Raw genomic sequence first — 15,942 nt, 5'->3', positions numbered from 1 at the left:
CATGAGCCAGGATTTTTCGAACTTCGTCGGCACCCGCGCGGTGTCGCAGCAGCACGCCTTCGACGTCGACGCGCTGTCGGCCTGGCTCGAGAAGAACCTCGAGGGCTTCAAGGGTCCGCTCACGGTCGAGATGTTCAAGGGCGGCCAGTCCAACCCGACCTACAAGCTGGTCACGCCCACGCAGAGCTACGTGATGCGCGCCAAGCCCGGCCCGGTCGCCAAGCTGCTGCCCTCCGCCCATGCGGTGGAGCGCGAGTTCAAGGTGATGAGCGGCCTGGCCGGCACCGACGTGCCCGTGCCGCGCATGCACTGCCTGTGCGAGGACGAGGCCGTGATCGGCCGCGCCTTCTACGTGATGGAGTTCATGCAGGGCCGCGTGCTCTGGGACCAGTCGCTGCCGGGCATGAGCAATGCCGAGCGCAGCGCCATCTACGACGAGATGAACCGCGTGATCGCGGCACTGCACACGGTGAAGTACGCCGAGCGCGGCCTCGCGGACTACGGCAAGCCCGGCAACTACTTCGAGCGCCAGATCGGCCGCTGGAGCAAGCAGTACGTGGCCTCGATCACGCAGCCCATCCCCGAGATGGACAAGCTCATGGAATGGCTGCCGGCGCACATGCCCGCGAGCGCGCGCGACGAGAACATGACCTCGATCGTGCACGGCGACTTCCGGCTCGACAACCTGATGTTCCACGCCACCGAGCCGCGCGCGATCGCGGTGCTCGACTGGGAACTGTCGACGCTGGGCCATCCGCTGGCCGACTTCAGCTACCACTGCATGTCCTGGCACATCTCGGGCGCGACCTTCCGCGGCATCGCGGGCCTCGACCACGCGAGCCTGGGCATCCCGACCGAGAGCGAATACATCCGCAAGTACTGCGAGCGCACCGGCCTCACCACGCCCGAGGCGCTGGCGCCCGACTGGAACTTCTACCAGGCCTACAACCTGTTCCGCATGGCCGCGATCCTGCAAGGCATTGCCAAGCGGGTCGAGGCCGGCACCGCATCGAGCGAGCAAGCCGTGGCCTCGGGCCGCGGTGCCCGTCCCATGGCCGAAATGGCCTGGCAATTCGCGCAGCGAGCATGAGCCTCCCGGCCTTTCACGTCGCCCTCCGGCATGTGATCCGCCGCCCCTCGCGGGGGAGGCCCGGCCCGCTCGTGCGCTCACGAAACGCACAACGCACCCTGTGCGCACACGGCCGTACCGGCGGCTAGGCACCACCCGAGCCGCCCGCCCTTCACCCCCAACGGAGACCCCCATGGATTTCGAATACTCGGCCAAGACCAAAGACCTCCAGAAACGCGTCAGCGCGTTCATGGACGAATACATCTATCCCGCCGAAGCCGAATACAGCGCCGAACTCGCGGCCAACACGGCTGCCGGCAAGCGCTGGACCGCGCTCAAGACCGTCGAGAAGCTCAAGGACAAGGCCAAGGCCCAGGGCCTGTGGAACCTGTTCCTGCCGGTCGACAGCGCAGCCGCCTCGGGCTACGACGGCGCCGGCCTCACCAACCAGGAATACGCGCCGCTGGCCGAGATCATGGGCCGGGTGCCATGGGCCTCTGAAGCCTTCAACTGCTCCGCGCCCGACACCGGCAACATGGAGACCATTGCGCGCTACGGCTCCGACGCCATCAAGGCACGCTGGCTCAAGCCGCTGCTCGAAGGCCAGATCCGCTCGGCCTTCGCGATGACCGAGCCCGACGTGGCCTCGAGCGACGCGACCAACATCTCGACGCGCATCACGCGCGAAGGCGACGAGTACGTCATCAACGGCCACAAGTGGTGGATCTCGGGCGCCGCCGATCCGCGCTGCGCCGTGTTCATCACCATGGGCAAGAGCGATCCCGAGGCACCCAGGCATTCGCAGCAGAGCATGGTGATCGTGCCGGCCGATGCCAAGGGCATCCGCATCGTGCGCCCGCTCAACGTGATGGGCTACGACGACGCGCCGCACGGCCACGTCGAGATGTACTTCGAGAACGTGCGCGTGCCGGTCGACAACATCCTGCTCGGCGAAGGCCGCGGCTTCGAGATCGCCCAGGGCCGCCTCGGCCCCGGACGCATCCACCACTGCATGCGCCTGATCGGCCTGGCCGAGCGCGCGCTCGAGCTGATGTGCCGTCGCGCTTCGTCGCGCGTGGCCTTCGGCAAGACCGTGGCCTCGCAGACCGTGACGCAGGAACGCATCGCCGAGGCGCGCTGCAAGATCGACATGGCCCGCCTGCTCACGCTCAAGGCCGCCTGGCTCATGGACGTGGCCGGCAACAAGGTCGCGAAGAACGAGATCGCGATGATCAAGGTGGTGGCGCCCTCGATGGCCTGCCAGGTGATCGACTGGGCCATGCAGGTGCATGGCGGCGGCGGCATGTGCGACGACTTCCCGCTCGCCTACGCCTATGCCGGCGCGCGCACGCTGCGCTTCGCCGACGGTCCGGACGAGGTGCACCGCAACGCGATCGCCAAGTGGGAGCTGGGCAAGTACGCGCCGGGCAAGGCCGAGGCGGAGATGCCGGTCACGCGCTTCTGAGCGAGCGGCTTTTCCAAAAGCAAAGGGCGCGATCTTCGCGCCCTTTCTTTTTTTCTACCGCCCGCGCGGGAAGCTCAAAGCTTCTTCTGCATGAACATCGCGCTGCCGAAGGCCGGGTCGAGCTGGTAGTCGGCGAAGCCTTCGCGCTCGTAGGCCTTGCGCGCGGACACGTTGCCCGACAGCACCTCGAGCGTGAGCTTGCAGGCGCCGCGCGCGCGAGCCTCCTGCTCCACGCGCTCGAGCATACGCTGCGCGAGCCGCTGGCCGCGGTGGCTGGACGCCACGACCACGTCGTGCACGTTCACCAGCGGACGGCAGGCGAAGGTCGAGAAGCCTTCGACGCAGTTGATCAGCCCGACCGCTTGCCCGTCGTCGTAGGCGAGCACGCTGAAGGCCTGCGGCCGGGCCGCGAGCGCGGCCGGCAGCTCGGCGCGCACCTGCGCGCTCAGGGGCGTGCCGCCACCGGCCGGATCGCGCGCATAGCCATCGAGCAGTTCGACGAGCGCCGCGGCCTGCGCGGCATCGCGGTAGTCGGCAAGCACGACCTCGATCGTCACTTCGCGCCTTCCACCGTGGCCACGAGACGCCGGGCGCTGGCCTCGGCCACCTGCGCATCGCGTGCCTCGACCATCACGCGCAGCAGCGGCTCGGTGCCGCTGGCACGGATCAGCACGCGGCCCGAGTCGCCGAGCTCGGCCTCGATGCGCTTGGTTTCGCTGGCCAGCGCCTCGTTGTCCTTCCAGTTCTGGCCGGGCGCCAGGCGCACGTTGATCAGCGTCTGCGGGAACAGCGTCACGCCCTCGAGCAACTGCGCCACGCTCTTGCCGCTGCGCACGCAGGCCTGCAGCACCTGCAGCGCGCTCACGATGCCGTCGCCGGTGGTGTGGCAATCGAGCGCCAGCAGGTGGCCCGAGCCCTCGCCGCCCAGCAGCCAGCCGTGCTTCTCGAGTTCCTCGAGCACATAGCGGTCGCCGACCTTGGCGCGCACGAACTCGATGCCCTGCCCGCGCAGCGCCACCTCGACCGCCTTGTTGGTCATCAAGGTGCCGACCACGCCGGCCGGCTTGCTGCCGCGCGCGATGCGCTCGGCCACCATCAGGTAGAGCAGTTCGTCGCCGTTGAAGAGGCGGCCGCTGGCATCCACCAGCTGCAGCCGGTCGGCGTCGCCGTCGAGCGCGATGCCGTAGTCGGCCTTCTGGGCCGTCACGGCGGCGATCAGGGCCTCGGGGTGCGTGGCGCCGAAGCCGTCGTTAATGTTGAGGCCGTCGGGCGTGCAGCCAATGCTCTGCACCTCGGCGCCCAGCTCGTGGAACACGTCGGGCGCCACCTGGTAGGCCGCGCCGTGGGCCGCGTCGACCACCAGCTTCAGGCCGCGCAGGGTGAGGTCGTTGGAGAAGGTGCTCTTGCAGAACTCGATGTAGCGGCCGGCCGCGTCGTTGAGGCGGCGCGCCTTGCCCAGGCTGGCCGACTCGACCCAGACCGGGTCTTCCTCGAGCGCGGCTTCCACCGCGAGTTCCCACTCGTCGCTGAGCTTGGTGCCCTGCGCGCTGAAGAACTTGATGCCGTTGTCGGGGTAGGCGTTGTGGCTCGCGCTGATCACCACGCCGAGGCTGGCGCGCTGCGCGCGCGTGAGGTAGGCCACGCCCGGGGTCGGCAGCGGGCCGAGCAGCACCACGTCGACGCCAGCGGAGTTGAAGCCCGATTCGAGCGCCGACTCGAGCATGTAGCCCGAGATGCGGGTGTCCTTGCCGATCAGCACGGTGGGCCGGGCCTCGGTCTTCTTGAGCACGCGGCCCACCGCGTGCGCGAGGCGCAGCACGAAGTCGGCGGTGATCGGCGAACGGCCGACGGTGCCACGGATGCCATCGGTGCCGAAGTACTTGCGAGTCATGTTCTTGTCTTTGCTTTGGATGTTTGAAGGAATATTTCTGGGGAAACCTGGCCCGGCTGCCGTGGCGATCCGATGGCTATGCGGCGGCCTTCATCGCGCGCCAGACCGCGAGCGCGGCGACCGTGTCGCGCACATCGTGCACGCGCACGATGGCAGCACCATGATCGACCGCGAGCACGGCGGCCGCCACGCTGGGCACCATGCGCTGCGCGGCCTGCTCGATGCCGGTGACGGCGCCGATCGAGGACTTGCGCGACCAGCCCAGCAGCAGCGGATGGCCCGCGCCGAGCAGTTCGCGCTGCCGGGCGAGCAGCGCGAAATTCTGCGCCACGGTCTTGCCGAAGCCGATGCCGGGGTCGAGCGTGATGCGTTCGGGCGCGATGCCGAGCGCGCCCAGGGCGTCGAGCTGCGCGCGCCAGAAGTCCAGCACCTGCGGCACGACCTCGCCGTCCATCGGCGCGGCCTGCATGGTCTGCGGATCGCGGTGCATGTGCATCAGGCAGATGCCGCAAGAGGGATGCGCGGCGATCACCTCGCGCGCGCCGGGCTGGCGCAGCGCCCAGATGTCGTTGACGATGTCCGCGCCGAGGTCGAGCACCGCGCGCATGACCTCGGGCTTGTAGGTGTCGATGGAGATCGGTACGTCGAGCTTCACCGCCTCGCGCACCACCGGCAACACGCGCGCCAGTTCTGCTTCGAGCGGCACAGCGGGACTGCCGGGCCGGGTGGATTCGCCGCCGATGTCGAGGATGTCGGCGCCCTCCTCCAGCAACTGCTCGCAATGATGCAACGCAGCCGCGGTGGAGGCATGGGCGCCGCCGTCGGAGAAGGAGTCGGGCGTGACGTTCACGATGCCCATCACGCGCGGCTGCGCGAGGTCGATCGTGAAGCGGGCGGTCTGCCAGGAGGACATGGCGAGGTGCATCGTCATGCGGCCGCGAGGGCCCGAACATTGAAAACGGGGCCTGAGGCCCCGTTGCTGTTTGATGCCAGACGCACTTCTCAGGCGGCGGTCGGCGAAGGTTCCGGATTCACGGCCGGCGTGCCGCCGTTGCCGCCACCGTTGCTGCCCGAGGGGGGCGTGCGCGGCGTCCAGTCCTTGGGCGGGCGCGGCTCCTTGCCGGCCATGATGTCGTCGAGCTGCTCGGAATCGATGGTTTCCCATTCGAGCAAGGCCTTGGCCATCGCGTGCATCTTGTCGCTGTTCTCTTCGATCAGGCGACGCGCCAGCGCGTACTGGTCGTCGATGATGCGGCGCACTTCGGAGTCGACCTTCTCCATGGTCTGCTCGCTCATGTTGGTGGTCTTGGTCACCGAGCGGCCCAGGAACACTTCGCCTTCGTTCTCGGCGTAGACCATCGGGCCGAGCGCATCGCTCATGCCGTACTTCATGACCATGTCGCGCGCCAGGTTGGTGGCGCGTTCGAAGTCGTTGCTCGCGCCGGTGGTCATCTGGTGCATGAACACTTCCTCGGCGATGCGGCCGCCGAACAGCATGCTGATCTGGTTCAGCATGTACTCGCGGTCGTAGCTGTAGCGGTCCTGCGCCGGCAGGCTCATGGTCACGCCCAGGGCACGGCCACGCGGAATGATCGTGACCTTGTGGACAGGGTCGCACTTGGGCAGCAGCTTGCCGATGAGGGCGTGGCCGGACTCGTGGTAGGCCGTGTTGCGGCGCTCTTCCTCGGGCATGACCATGCTCTTGCGCTCGGGGCCCATGAAGATCTTGTCCTTGGCCTTCTCGAAGTCCTGCATCTCGACCACGCGCGCATTGCGGCGGGCGGCCATCAGGGCGGCTTCGTTGCAGAGGTTGGCCAGGTCGGCGCCCGACATGCCAGGCGTGCCGCGCGCGATCACGCTCGGGTTCACGTCCTGGCCCAGCGGGACCTTGCGCATGTGCACGCCGAGGATCTGTTCGCGGCCGCGGATGTCCGGCAGCGTGACGTAGACCTGGCGGTCGAAACGACCCGGACGCAGCAGCGCGGCGTCGAGGATGTCGGGACGGTTGGTCGCGGCCACGACGATCACGCCGAGGTTGGTTTCGAAGCCGTCCATCTCGACCAGCATCTGGTTGAGGGTCTGCTCGCGCTCGTCGTTGCCGCCGCCGAGGCCGGCACCGCGCTGGCGGCCCACCGCATCGATTTCGTCGATGAAGATGATGCAGGGGGCGTTCTTCTTGGCGTTCTCGAACATGTCGCGCACGCGGGCCGCGCCCACGCCGACGAACATTTCGACGAAGTCGGAACCCGAGATCGAGAAGAACGGGACCTTGGCTTCGCCGGCGATCGACTTGGCCAGCAGGGTCTTGCCGGTGCCGGGCGGGCCGACCAGCAGCAGGCCGCGCGGAATGCGGCCGCCGAGTTTCTGGAAGCGCTGCGGGTCCTTGAGGAAGTCGACGACTTCACGCACCTCTTCCTTGGCCTCGTCGCAGCCCGCGACGTCGGCGAAGGTGACGGTATTGTTGTTCTCGTCCATCATGCGCGCCTTGCTCTTGCCGAAGCTGAAGGCACCGCCCTTGCCGCCGCCTTGCATCTGTCGCATGAAGTAGACCCACACGCCGATCAGCAGCAGCATCGGGCCCCAGCTGACCAGCAAGGTCATGAGCAGGGAGCCCTCCTCGCGCGGCTTGACGTCGAACTTGACGTTGTTGGCGATCAGGTCGCCGACCAGGCCGCGGTCGAGGTAGGTGGCCGTAGTGCGGATCTTGCGGTCGTCGTTGGTGATCGCGACGATCTCGCTGCCGCCCTGGCCTTCCTGGATCGTGGCGCTCTTGATGCGGTTGCCGCGGACTTCCTCGAGGAAATCCGAATAACCGATATTGCCTGCACCGGCGGCGCCGCGGGTGTCGAACTGCTTGAACACAGTGAACAACACCATCGCGATGACAAGCCAGACGGCAACCTTGGAAAACCACTGATTGTTCAAACGAAGCTCCAGTCGAAAGCGCGTGACGGGAAGATGAAAATACGCGCTTGGGTACGCAGTTGCGCCCCATTTTAGGCTTTTCAAGCTGCGAAAAGCTCGGATTTCCCTAAAGCAGCCATAGCCTGACAAGGGTTTGGGCGGTTTTCGGTATCAACGCGTATCAGACGCCGGTTTTCAGGCCGATTCCGACCATGAAGGTCTCGGACGATCGGTCGCGCGAAGCCTTGGGCTTGAACGGCTTCACGGCGCGGAAATGGGCCTTGAAGAGCTTCACGAGCTGGTCGTAGCCGCTGCCGTGGAACAGCTTGGCCACCAGCGCGCCTTCCGGCTTGAGGTGCTGCTGCGAGAAATCGATGGCCAGCTCGATCAGGTGGGCGATCCGCGCCGCGTCGGCCGACTCGATGCCCGAGAGGTTGGGCGCCATGTCCGACACCACCACGTCGGCCTTGCGGCCGCCCAGCGCCTCGGTGAGCTGCGCCAGCACGCTGTCCTCGCGGAAGTCGCCCTGCAGGAAGTTCACGTCCTCGATCGGCTCCATCGGCAGGATGTCGATCGCCACGATGGTGCCCTCGAGCGCCCCCGTGGCGGCCCCGCCCGGCGACATGCGCCGGCGCACGTACTGGCTCCAGGCGCCGGGCGCCGACCCGAGGTCGACCACCAATTGGCCGGGCTTGATGAGGCCCAGCGCCTCGTCGATTTCCTTGAGCTTGTAGGCCGCGCGGGCGCGGTAGCCCTCCTTCGTGGCCAGTTTCACGTAGGGATCGTTGATGTGGTCGTGCAACCACGCCTTGTTGACTTTGTTGGACTTCGCCTTGGTGCTCATGGATTGGCCTGGGTGCCGGGCCCCGGTTTCTTCGGGGGCCGGCGGCTCGGCTCGTGGAGGTGCTGATCTACGTCCGATAATACGGGGATGCCCGCCATTCAACTTACCCCTGCCGAGCGCAAGGTGCACCGCGCCGAAGCTCACCACCTGGATCCGATCGTCATGGTCGGTGGCGACGGGCTCACCCCTGCCGTGAAGAAAGAGGCCGATGCGGCCCTCAAGGCCCACGGCCTTATCAAGGTGCGCGTTTTCTCCGACGACCGCGCCGCGCGCGAAGCGATGCTGCAGGAGCTGGCCGACGAGCTCGATGCCGCCCCGATCCAGCACATCGGCAAGCTGCTGGTGCTGTGGCGTCCCAAGCCCGAGAAGGAACGCGTCGTCGACGAGGACCGCATGCCCGGCCCGCGCGACGTGAAGATCGTCAAGTACAGCAAGCGCGGCGGCCAGCGCCCCGAGATCAAGACCCTGCGCGTGCTCGGCAACCAGCGGCTCACGCCCGGCGGCACGATCAAGCGCGCCAAGGCCAAGCGGCCGCTGTCGGCCAAGAAGCGCAACCAGGCGGACTGAGCTTGGCGCCAGCACAGGGCGCCACGCGCCACATCCTTTGCATGAAGTGGGGCACCAAGTACGGCCCCGAGTACGTCAACCGCCTCTACGCCATGGTGCGCCGCCACCTGAGCGGCGATTTCCGCTTCGTCTGCCTGACCGACGACGGCCAGGGCGTGCGGCCCGAGGTCAGCTGCCTGCCGATCCCGCCGCTGAACCTGCATCTGGCGCCGGGCCAGCGCGACGGCGCCTGGAAGAAGCTGACGACCTTCGAGGCCGATCTGCACGGCCTGCGCGGCACCGCCCTCTTCCTCGACCTCGACGTGGTGATCGTCGGCAGCCTCGATGCCTTCTTCGAGCACCCCGGCGACTTCCTCATCATCCGCGACTACGACCGTTTCTGGCGGCGCGGCCGCATCACCGGCAACTCCTCGGTCTACCGCTTCGAACTCGGCGCACATGCCGACGTGCTCGGCTATTTCCGTGCCAACCTCGACAAGGTCCAGGCCGAGTACCGCAACGAACAGACTTACCTGTCCGACGTGCTGCACAAGCAGGGCAAGCTGGCCTACTGGCCCGACGGCTGGTGCCCGAGCTTCAAGTACCACGGCATCCCGGCCTGGCCCTCCAACTACTGGAAGGCGCCGTTCGTGCCGCAGGACGCGCGGATCATGGTGTTTCACGGCGAGGTCAACCCGCCCGATGCGCTGGCCGGCCGGCGCAACCGACGCTTTCGCTACATCCGCCCGGCGCACTGGGTCGCCGAGCACTGGACCGAGTAGGTCCTTTCGGGCGTCAGCGCGGCCGCTGGCCGCCGCTCATGCGCCAGAGCAGCACGCTGGTGCACAGCCACTGCACGAGGTACATGCCGCTGCCCACCGAGTGCCAGAGCTTGAGGTTCTCGCGCGCCACGATGCGCGGCGCCACGGCGTACTGCTGCAGCAGCGCGAGCAGCATGGCGGCCAGCACCAGGAACAGGGCCGTCAGCACCGGCGGGGTCATGCCGTCGTCGGCCTTGGCGCGGAAATGGATCAGCAGGACGAGTCCGCACAGCAGCGCGATCCAGCTCTGGGCCTCGAACAGCTGCGCCGCGAAGTTGCCCGCCACCGAGGGATTGCCGAGCCGCGCGAACAGCATCGGCACGACGAGAAAGCCGATGGTCGTGAGGCTGCCCCACCAGAGGGCGGCCAGCATCAGCGCGACACGGTCTTTCATCGCGATACCGCTCAGAGGTAGCTGACCGCCACGATCTCGTAGCGCTTGAGGCCACCGGGCGTCTGCACCTCGACGCTGTCGCCCTCTTCCTTGCCGATCAGCGCGCGCGCGATCGGGCTCGACACATTGATCAGGCCCTGCTTCAGGTCGGCTTCGTCCTCGCCCACGATCTGGTACTTGACCGGATCGCCGCTGTCCTCTTCCTCGAGCTCGACCGTGGAGGCGAACACCACCTTGCCGCCGGCATCGAGCTCGGTCGGGTCGATCACCTGCGCGGCCGAGAGCTTGCCCTCGATCTCGATGATGCGGCCCTCGATGAAGCCCTGCCGGTCCTTGGCGACTTCGTACTCGGCGTTTTCGCTGATGTCGCCCTGGGCGCGTGCCTCGGCGATGGCATTGATGATCGCGGGCCGCTCCACCGTCTTGAGGCGGCGCAGTTCGTCGCGCAGCTTCTCCGCGCCGCGCTTGGTGATGGGGATGGTTGTCGCCATATATCGTTCTCCATAAAGCGAAACCGCCGAACGCTGCCGTTCGGCGGTCGATGGGGGAAGGCTCTCAAACGAGAGGTCGTCCGGTCAGCCGGCTCAGGATGGCGAGCGGGCTCGAAGCGGGATTGTATTGCTTCGCCGCGTCCAGGTGCAGGGTCTGTTCGAGCATGTACTGCCCGGCCATCACCGCGTGCGAGGTCTGGTCGGAGAAGCACACCCAGACCGAGCCGGGCGGGAACTCGGCGTTCTCCTGCGGCGAGGTCTTCTGGTAGTCGAGGTCCGACTTCATGCCGTCGTGCAGCTGCAGCATCAGGTGGTCGTATTCGCTGCGGAAGGACTTGGTCACGTGCAGCGCCTGCAGCAGCCTGGCCTGCCAGCGCGCATAGGGCTTGGCGCGTGGCAGGAAGCGGCGCGCGATGTCCTCGAAGGGCTCGCCCACGCGCCACACGCGCGGCGCGCCGTCGGGATTGACGTTGGTGAAGACGCGCAGGATGCGCTCGCCGTAGTTGGGCCGCGAGGGAAAGGCGTCGACGTGCAGCCGCCGGTCGTCGGCGCGCCACGACTGCACGCGCGTCTCGACCTGCGCCGGGCGGTAGCTGGTGGGCGCGAGCCGCAGCGCGGGCGTGTAGTGCGGCAGCAGCCCATGGATGAGCTGCTGCGCCTGCGCGCGAAAGCGCCCGACCATGCCGGCCGCGAGCCGTTGCACCGCCTCGTCGCCCACGGCGCCCTTGAGCTTGCCGTTGGCGTCGAGGCTGATGTTGCGCACGTCGGGCGACAGCAGCGCGGGCGTGAGCAGCGCGCGTTCCTGCGGCAGCAGCTCGAAGCCCAGCCGCGGAAAGTACAGCACCTTGCCGGCCTCGAGTTCCGCGATCCACGCCTCGTTGGGCGTGGCCGCGTTCCAGTCGTTCAGTGCCAGTTCGACGAGCTGCGTTTCCATGGCGAGGCTCAGGCCGTGGCCAGTTGCGCGTGCATCTCCTGCACCGAGATCACGTCGAGGTCGTCCATGTAGCGCATGCCTTCGACCGCGGCTTCGGCGCCGAAGATCGTGGTGAAGGTGGTCACGCGCGCCAGCAGCGCCGAGGTGCGGATCTGGCGCGAGTCGGTGATCGCGTTGCGGCGTTCCTCGACCGTGTTGATGACCAGCGCGATCTCGTTGTTCTTGATCATGTCCACGATGTGCGGGCGGCCTTCGGTCACCTTGTTCACCGTCGCGCATTCGATGCCCGCGGCATTGATGGCCGCGGCCGTGCCCTTGGTCGCGATCAGCACGAAGCCGAGCTGCGACAGGCCGCGCGCGACTTCCACCGCGCGCGTCTTGTCGTTGTTCTTCACCGAGATGAAGACCTTGCCCGACTTCGGCAGGTGCGTGCCGGCGCCGAGCTGCGACTTCACGAAGGCCTCGCCGAAGGTCTTGCCCACGCCCATCACCTCGCCGGTCGACTTCATCTCGGGGCCGAGGATGGTGTCCACGCCTGGGAACTTGACGAACGGGAACACGGCCTCCTTCACGCTGAAGTACGGCGGCGTGACTTCCTTCGTCACGCCCTGCGACGCGAGCGACTGGCCCGCCATGCAGCGTGCCGCCACCTTGGCGAGCTGGATGCCGGTGGCCTTGCTGACGTAGGGCACGGTGCGCGAAGCGCGCGGATTGACTTCGAGCACGTAGATCGCGTCCTTGCCGTCCTTCTGCTGGATCGCGAACTGCACGTTCATCAGGCCGACCACGTTCAGCGCCTTGGCCATCGCGGCGCTCTGGCGCTTGAGCTCGGCCACGGTCTCGGCCGACAGGCTGTAGGGCGGCAGCGAGCAGGCGGAGTCGCCCGAGTGCACGCCGGCCTGTTCGATGTGCTCCATCACGCCGCCGATCAGGGTCTGGCCCTCGGCATCGCGCAGGCAGTCGACGTCGCATTCGACGGCGTCGTTGAGGAAGCGGTCGAGCAGCACCGGCGAGTCGTTGCTGACCTTGACCGCCTCGCGCATGTAGCGCTCGAGGTCGCGCTGCTCATGCACGATTTCCATCGCACGGCCGCCGAGCACGTAGCTCGGGCGCACCACCAGCGGATAACCGAGGGCCGCGGCCTTCTCGAGGGCTTCCGCTTCGGTGCGCGCGGTGGCGTTCGGCGGCTGCAGCAGCTGCAGTTCGTGCAGCAGCTTCTGGAAGCGCTCGCGGTCTTCGGCCGCGTCGATCATGTCGGGCGAGGTGCCGATGATCGGCACGCCGTTGGCCTCGAGGTCGAGCGCGAGCTTCAGCGGCGTCTGGCCGCCGTACTGCACGATCACGCCGACGGGCTTTTCCTTGTCGACGATCTCGAGCACGTCCTCGAGCGTGAGCGGCTCGAAGTACAGGCGGTCCGAGGTGTCGTAGTCGGTCGACACGGTCTCGGGATTGCAGTTGACCATGATGGTCTCGTAGCCGTCTTCGCGCATCGCGAGCGCGGCATGCACGCAGCAGTAGTCGAACTCGATGCCCTGGCCGATGCGGTTCGGACCGCCGCCGAGCACCATGATCTTCTTCTTGTCCGTCGGATCGGCCTCGCACTCGTCCTCGTAGGTCGAGTACATGTAGGCGGTGTTGGTCGCGAACTCGGCCGCGCAGGTGTCGACGCGCTTGTAGACCGGGCGCACGCCCAGGGCGCGGCGCTTCTCGCGAATGGCCGTGTCCGTGGTCTTCAGCTGCTTGGCGAGCCGGCGGTCGGAGAAGCCCTTCTTCTTCAGCGCGAGCAGCGTGTCCTTGTCGATGTCGTCGAGCGACTTGGTTTCCAGCTCGAGCTCGATCTTCACGATCTCCTCGATCTGCACCAGGAACCACGGGTCGATCTTGGTCAGCGCGAACACTTCGTCGACGCTCAGGCCCATCGCGAAGGCATCGCCCACGTACCAGATGCGCTCGGGTCCGGGCTCGCCCAGTTCCTTCTCGAGCACTTCGCGGTCCTGCGTCTTCTCGTTCAGGCCGTCGACGCCCACCTCGAGGCCGCGCAGGGCCTTCTGGAACGATTCCTGGAAGGTGCGGCCCATCGCCATCACCTCGCCCACCGACTTCATCTGCGTGGTGAGGCGCGAATCGGCCTGCGGGAATTTCTCGAAGGCGAAACGCGGGATCTTGGTGACCACGTAGTCAATCGAGGGCTCGAACGACGCGGGCGTGGCACCACCGGTGATCTCGTTGCGCAGTTCGTCGAGCGTGTAGCCCACGGCCAGCTTGGCCGCGACCTTGGCGATCGGGAAGCCGGTGGCCTTGGAGGCCAGCGCCGACGAACGCGACACGCGCGGATTCATCTCGATGACGACCATGCGGCCGTCCTTCGGGTTGATGGAGAACTGCACGTTCGAGCCGCCGGTGTCGACGCCGATCTCGCGCAGCACGGCCAGCGAGGCGTTGCGCAGGATCTGGTATTCCTTGTCGGACAGCGTCTGCGCGGGTGCCACGGTGATCGAGTCGCCGGTGTGCACGCCCATCGGGTCGAGGTTCTCGATCGAGCAGACGATGATGCAGTTGTCGGCCTTGTCGCGCACGACTTCCATCTCGTACTCTTTCCAGCCGAGCAGCGATTCCTCGATCAGCAGCTCGTTGGTCGGCGAGGCTTCGATGCCGCGCTTGCAGATGGTCTCGAACTCGTCCGGGTTGTAGGCGATGCCGCCGCCGGTGCCGCCGAGCGTGAAGCTGGGACGGATCACGGTCGGGAAGCCGAGCGTCTTCTGCACGGCCCAGGCTTCGTCCATCGTGTGCGCGATGCCCGAGCGCGCCGACCCGAGACCGATCTTGGTCATCGCGTCCTTGAACTTCAGGCGGTCCTCGGCCTTGTCGATGGCTTCGGGCGTGGCACCGATCAGCTCGACCGGCTTGCCCGTGGCCGCGCCCTGGTACTTGTCGAGCACGCCGTTGCGCCAGAGGTCGAGCGCGCAGTTCAGCGCGGTCTGGCCGCCCATGGTCGGCAGGATCGCGTCGGGGCGTTCCTTGGCAATGATCTTCTCGACCGTCTGCCAGGTGATCGGCTCGATGTAGGTGACGTCGGCCGTGGCCGGGTCGGTCATGATCGTCGCGGGGTTGCTGTTGATCAGGATGACCTTGTATCCCTCCTCGCGCAGCGCCTTGCACGCCTGCACGCCGGAGTAGTCGAACTCGCAGGCCTGGCCGATGATGATCGGGCCGGCGCCGATGATGAGGATCGATTTGAGGTCTGTGCGCTTAGGCATGCTCTTTCTCCGTCTTTTCCGTATTGTTCTTTTCCATGAGTGCCGTGAAGCGATCGAACAGGTAGCCGATGTCGTGCGGGCCGGGCGAGGCTTCGGGGTGGCCCTGGAAGCAGAACGCCGGCTTGTCGGTGCGGGCCAGGCCCTGCAGCGTGTTGTCGAACAGGCTCACGTGCGTGGGACGCAGGTTCGCCGGCAGCGACTTCTCGTCGACCGCGAAGCCGTGGTTCTGGCTCGTGATGCTGACGCGGCCGCTGTCGAGGTCCTTGACCGGATGGTTCGCGCCGTGGTGGCCGAACTTCATCTTGAAGGTCTTCGCGCCCGAGGCCAGCGCCATGATCTGGTGGCCCAGGCAAATGCCGAAAGTCGGGATGCCGGTCTCGATCAGTTCCCTGACCGCGCTGATCGCGTAGTCGCAGGGCTCCGGGTCGCCGGGACCGTTGGCCAGGAAGATGCCATCGGGCTTGAGCTTGAGCACGTCGGCCGCGGGCGTCTGCGCCGGCACCACCGTGATGCGCGCGCCGCGCTGGGCGATCATGCGCAGGATGTTCTTCTTGACGCCGTAGTCGAAGGCCACGACGTGGAAGCGCGGCGTGATCTGCACGCCATAGCCCGGCTTGCCGTTCGAGTTGGCGAGCTTCCACTCGGTCTCGGTCCACTCGTAGGTCTGCTGCACCGACACCACCTTGGCGAGGTCGAGCCCGGCCATGCTCGGCGCGGCCTTGGCGGCGGCGATGGCCTTGTCGATCAGCGCCTGGGTGACCGCTTCCCCTTCGGCCAGTCCCAGGATGCAGCCGTTCTGCGCGCCGTGCGTGCGCAGGTGGCGGGTCAGCTTGCGGGTATCGATGTTGGCGATGGCGACGGTCTTGCCCTCCACCAGGTACTGCGACAGCGTCGCGGTATGGCGGAAGTTGGAGGCGATCTGCGGCAGGTCCCGAATGATGAGGCCCGCGGCATGGATCTTGTCGGCTTCGATGTCCTCGGGATTGACGCCGTAGTTGCCGATGTGCGGATACGTGAGCGTCACGATCTGCTGGCAGTAGCTCGGGTCGGTGAGGATTTCCTGGTAGCCGGTCATCGCGGTGTTGAACACCACTTCACCGACGGTGGAGCCGGTGGCCCCGATCGAGTTGCCTTGAAAGACCGTGCCGTCTGCGAGCGCCAGGATGGCGGGCGGGAAACTTCCCTTGAGAGACAAAAGCACTGGGTTCTCCGGATGGTTACGGTCGCCCGGCATCCAGGGCTTTGAAGCCTTGGGACTGCTGCTTAAGGGGAAGATGGCGTGGAATGCGGCCGGGCGACGCTGATTTGCGAGTAAGCCCCCGATTG

14 protein-coding genes are annotated in these 15,942 nt (G+C 67.0%); 4 read left to right on the top strand and 10 right to left on the bottom strand.

Going from position 1 to position 15,942, the window contains the following annotated elements:
• The first annotated feature begins 1 nt into the window (after nucleotide 1).
• Together AC07RV_RS08585 and AC07RV_RS08580 are read left to right on the top strand one after the other, a co-directional pair.
• On the top strand, nucleotides 2-1,090 hold the full coding sequence (locus AC07RV_RS08585) for a phosphotransferase (protein ID WP_296784632.1): 1,089 nt from the start codon (nucleotides 2-4) through the stop codon (nucleotides 1,088-1,090).
• 172 nt (nucleotides 1,091-1,262) lie between these two features.
• On the top strand, nucleotides 1,263-2,534 hold the full coding sequence (locus tag AC07RV_RS08580; protein WP_296784636.1) for an acyl-CoA dehydrogenase family protein: 1,272 nt from the start codon (nucleotides 1,263-1,265) through the stop codon (nucleotides 2,532-2,534).
• A gap of 74 nt (nucleotides 2,535-2,608) precedes the next feature.
• On the opposite strand, the gene AC07RV_RS08575 is transcribed toward AC07RV_RS08580, so the two are convergent.
• The 5 genes from AC07RV_RS08575 to AC07RV_RS08555 form a co-directional block, all read right to left on the bottom strand.
• Nucleotides 2,609-3,091, bottom strand: a complete 483-nt coding sequence (locus tag AC07RV_RS08575; RefSeq protein WP_296784640.1) for a GNAT family N-acetyltransferase — start codon at nucleotides 3,089-3,091, stop codon at nucleotides 2,609-2,611.
• Nucleotides 3,088-4,425 (bottom strand): phosphoglucosamine mutase, encoded by a 1,338-nt coding sequence (glmM, locus tag AC07RV_RS08570; RefSeq protein WP_444814223.1) that lies wholly within the window; start codon nucleotides 4,423-4,425, stop codon nucleotides 3,088-3,090. Before glmM ends, AC07RV_RS08575 begins: the two co-directional genes overlap by 4 nt.
• A 76-nt stretch (nucleotides 4,426-4,501) precedes the next feature.
• Nucleotides 4,502-5,350, bottom strand: a complete 849-nt coding sequence (gene folP, locus AC07RV_RS08565; protein ID WP_296778959.1) for a dihydropteroate synthase — start codon at nucleotides 5,348-5,350, stop codon at nucleotides 4,502-4,504.
• Between the two features lie 77 nt (nucleotides 5,351-5,427).
• Nucleotides 5,428-7,350, bottom strand: a complete 1,923-nt coding sequence (ftsH, locus tag AC07RV_RS08560; RefSeq protein WP_057591678.1) for an ATP-dependent zinc metalloprotease FtsH — start codon at nucleotides 7,348-7,350, stop codon at nucleotides 5,428-5,430.
• Nucleotides 7,351-7,510: 160 nt separating this feature from the next.
• Nucleotides 7,511-8,173, bottom strand: a complete 663-nt coding sequence (locus tag AC07RV_RS08555; protein ID WP_296776507.1) for an RlmE family RNA methyltransferase — start codon at nucleotides 8,171-8,173, stop codon at nucleotides 7,511-7,513.
• A gap of 87 nt (nucleotides 8,174-8,260) precedes the next feature.
• Here AC07RV_RS08555 and AC07RV_RS08550 point away from each other — a divergent pair, with 87 nt between their 5' ends.
• Both AC07RV_RS08550 and AC07RV_RS08545 read left to right on the top strand, forming a co-directional pair.
• On the top strand, nucleotides 8,261-8,740 hold the full coding sequence (locus AC07RV_RS08550; protein ID WP_093342246.1) for a YhbY family RNA-binding protein: 480 nt from the start codon (nucleotides 8,261-8,263) through the stop codon (nucleotides 8,738-8,740).
• 2 nt (nucleotides 8,741-8,742) lie between these two features.
• Entirely contained in the window at nucleotides 8,743-9,501 is a 759-nt protein-coding gene (locus AC07RV_RS08545) for a glycosyltransferase (protein WP_093342248.1), read from the top strand.
• A gap of 13 nt (nucleotides 9,502-9,514) precedes the next feature.
• On the opposite strand, the gene AC07RV_RS08540 is transcribed toward AC07RV_RS08545, so the two are convergent.
• The 5 genes from AC07RV_RS08540 to carA all read right to left on the bottom strand — a co-directional run bounded on the left by AC07RV_RS08540 (nucleotide 9,515) and on the right by carA (nucleotide 15,817).
• Complete coding sequence (locus AC07RV_RS08540) at nucleotides 9,515-9,934, bottom strand: DUF4149 domain-containing protein (protein ID WP_296776521.1); 420 nt, start codon at nucleotides 9,932-9,934, stop codon at nucleotides 9,515-9,517.
• An 11-nt stretch (nucleotides 9,935-9,945) separates the two neighbouring features.
• Nucleotides 9,946-10,425 carry a transcription elongation factor GreA gene (gene greA / locus AC07RV_RS08535; RefSeq protein ID WP_057591673.1) on the bottom strand — a complete coding sequence of 160 codons (480 nt, stop codon included), beginning with the start codon at nucleotides 10,423-10,425 and terminating at the stop codon, nucleotides 9,946-9,948.
• A gap of 64 nt (nucleotides 10,426-10,489) precedes the next feature.
• Nucleotides 10,490-11,359 (bottom strand): Kdo hydroxylase KdoO, encoded by an 870-nt coding sequence (gene kdoO, locus AC07RV_RS08530; RefSeq protein WP_296776526.1) that lies wholly within the window; start codon nucleotides 11,357-11,359, stop codon nucleotides 10,490-10,492.
• 8 nt (nucleotides 11,360-11,367) lie between these two features.
• Complete coding sequence (gene carB / locus AC07RV_RS08525; RefSeq protein ID WP_093342252.1) at nucleotides 11,368-14,616, bottom strand: carbamoyl-phosphate synthase large subunit; 3,249 nt, start codon at nucleotides 14,614-14,616, stop codon at nucleotides 11,368-11,370.
• Nucleotides 14,609-15,817: a glutamine-hydrolyzing carbamoyl-phosphate synthase small subunit gene (carA, locus tag AC07RV_RS08520; protein WP_093342253.1), complete on the bottom strand. Its 1,209-nt coding sequence runs from the start codon at nucleotides 15,815-15,817 to the stop codon at nucleotides 14,609-14,611. The genes carB and carA overlap by 8 nt, the downstream gene beginning before the upstream one ends.
• Nucleotides 15,818-15,942 lie beyond the last annotated feature (125 nt).

This window comes from Variovorax sp. GW821-FHT09B01 (assembly GCF_059418345.1).
The sequence above is the reverse complement of the archived record's forward strand: the minus strand, read 5'-3'. Positions and strand labels throughout refer to the sequence as shown.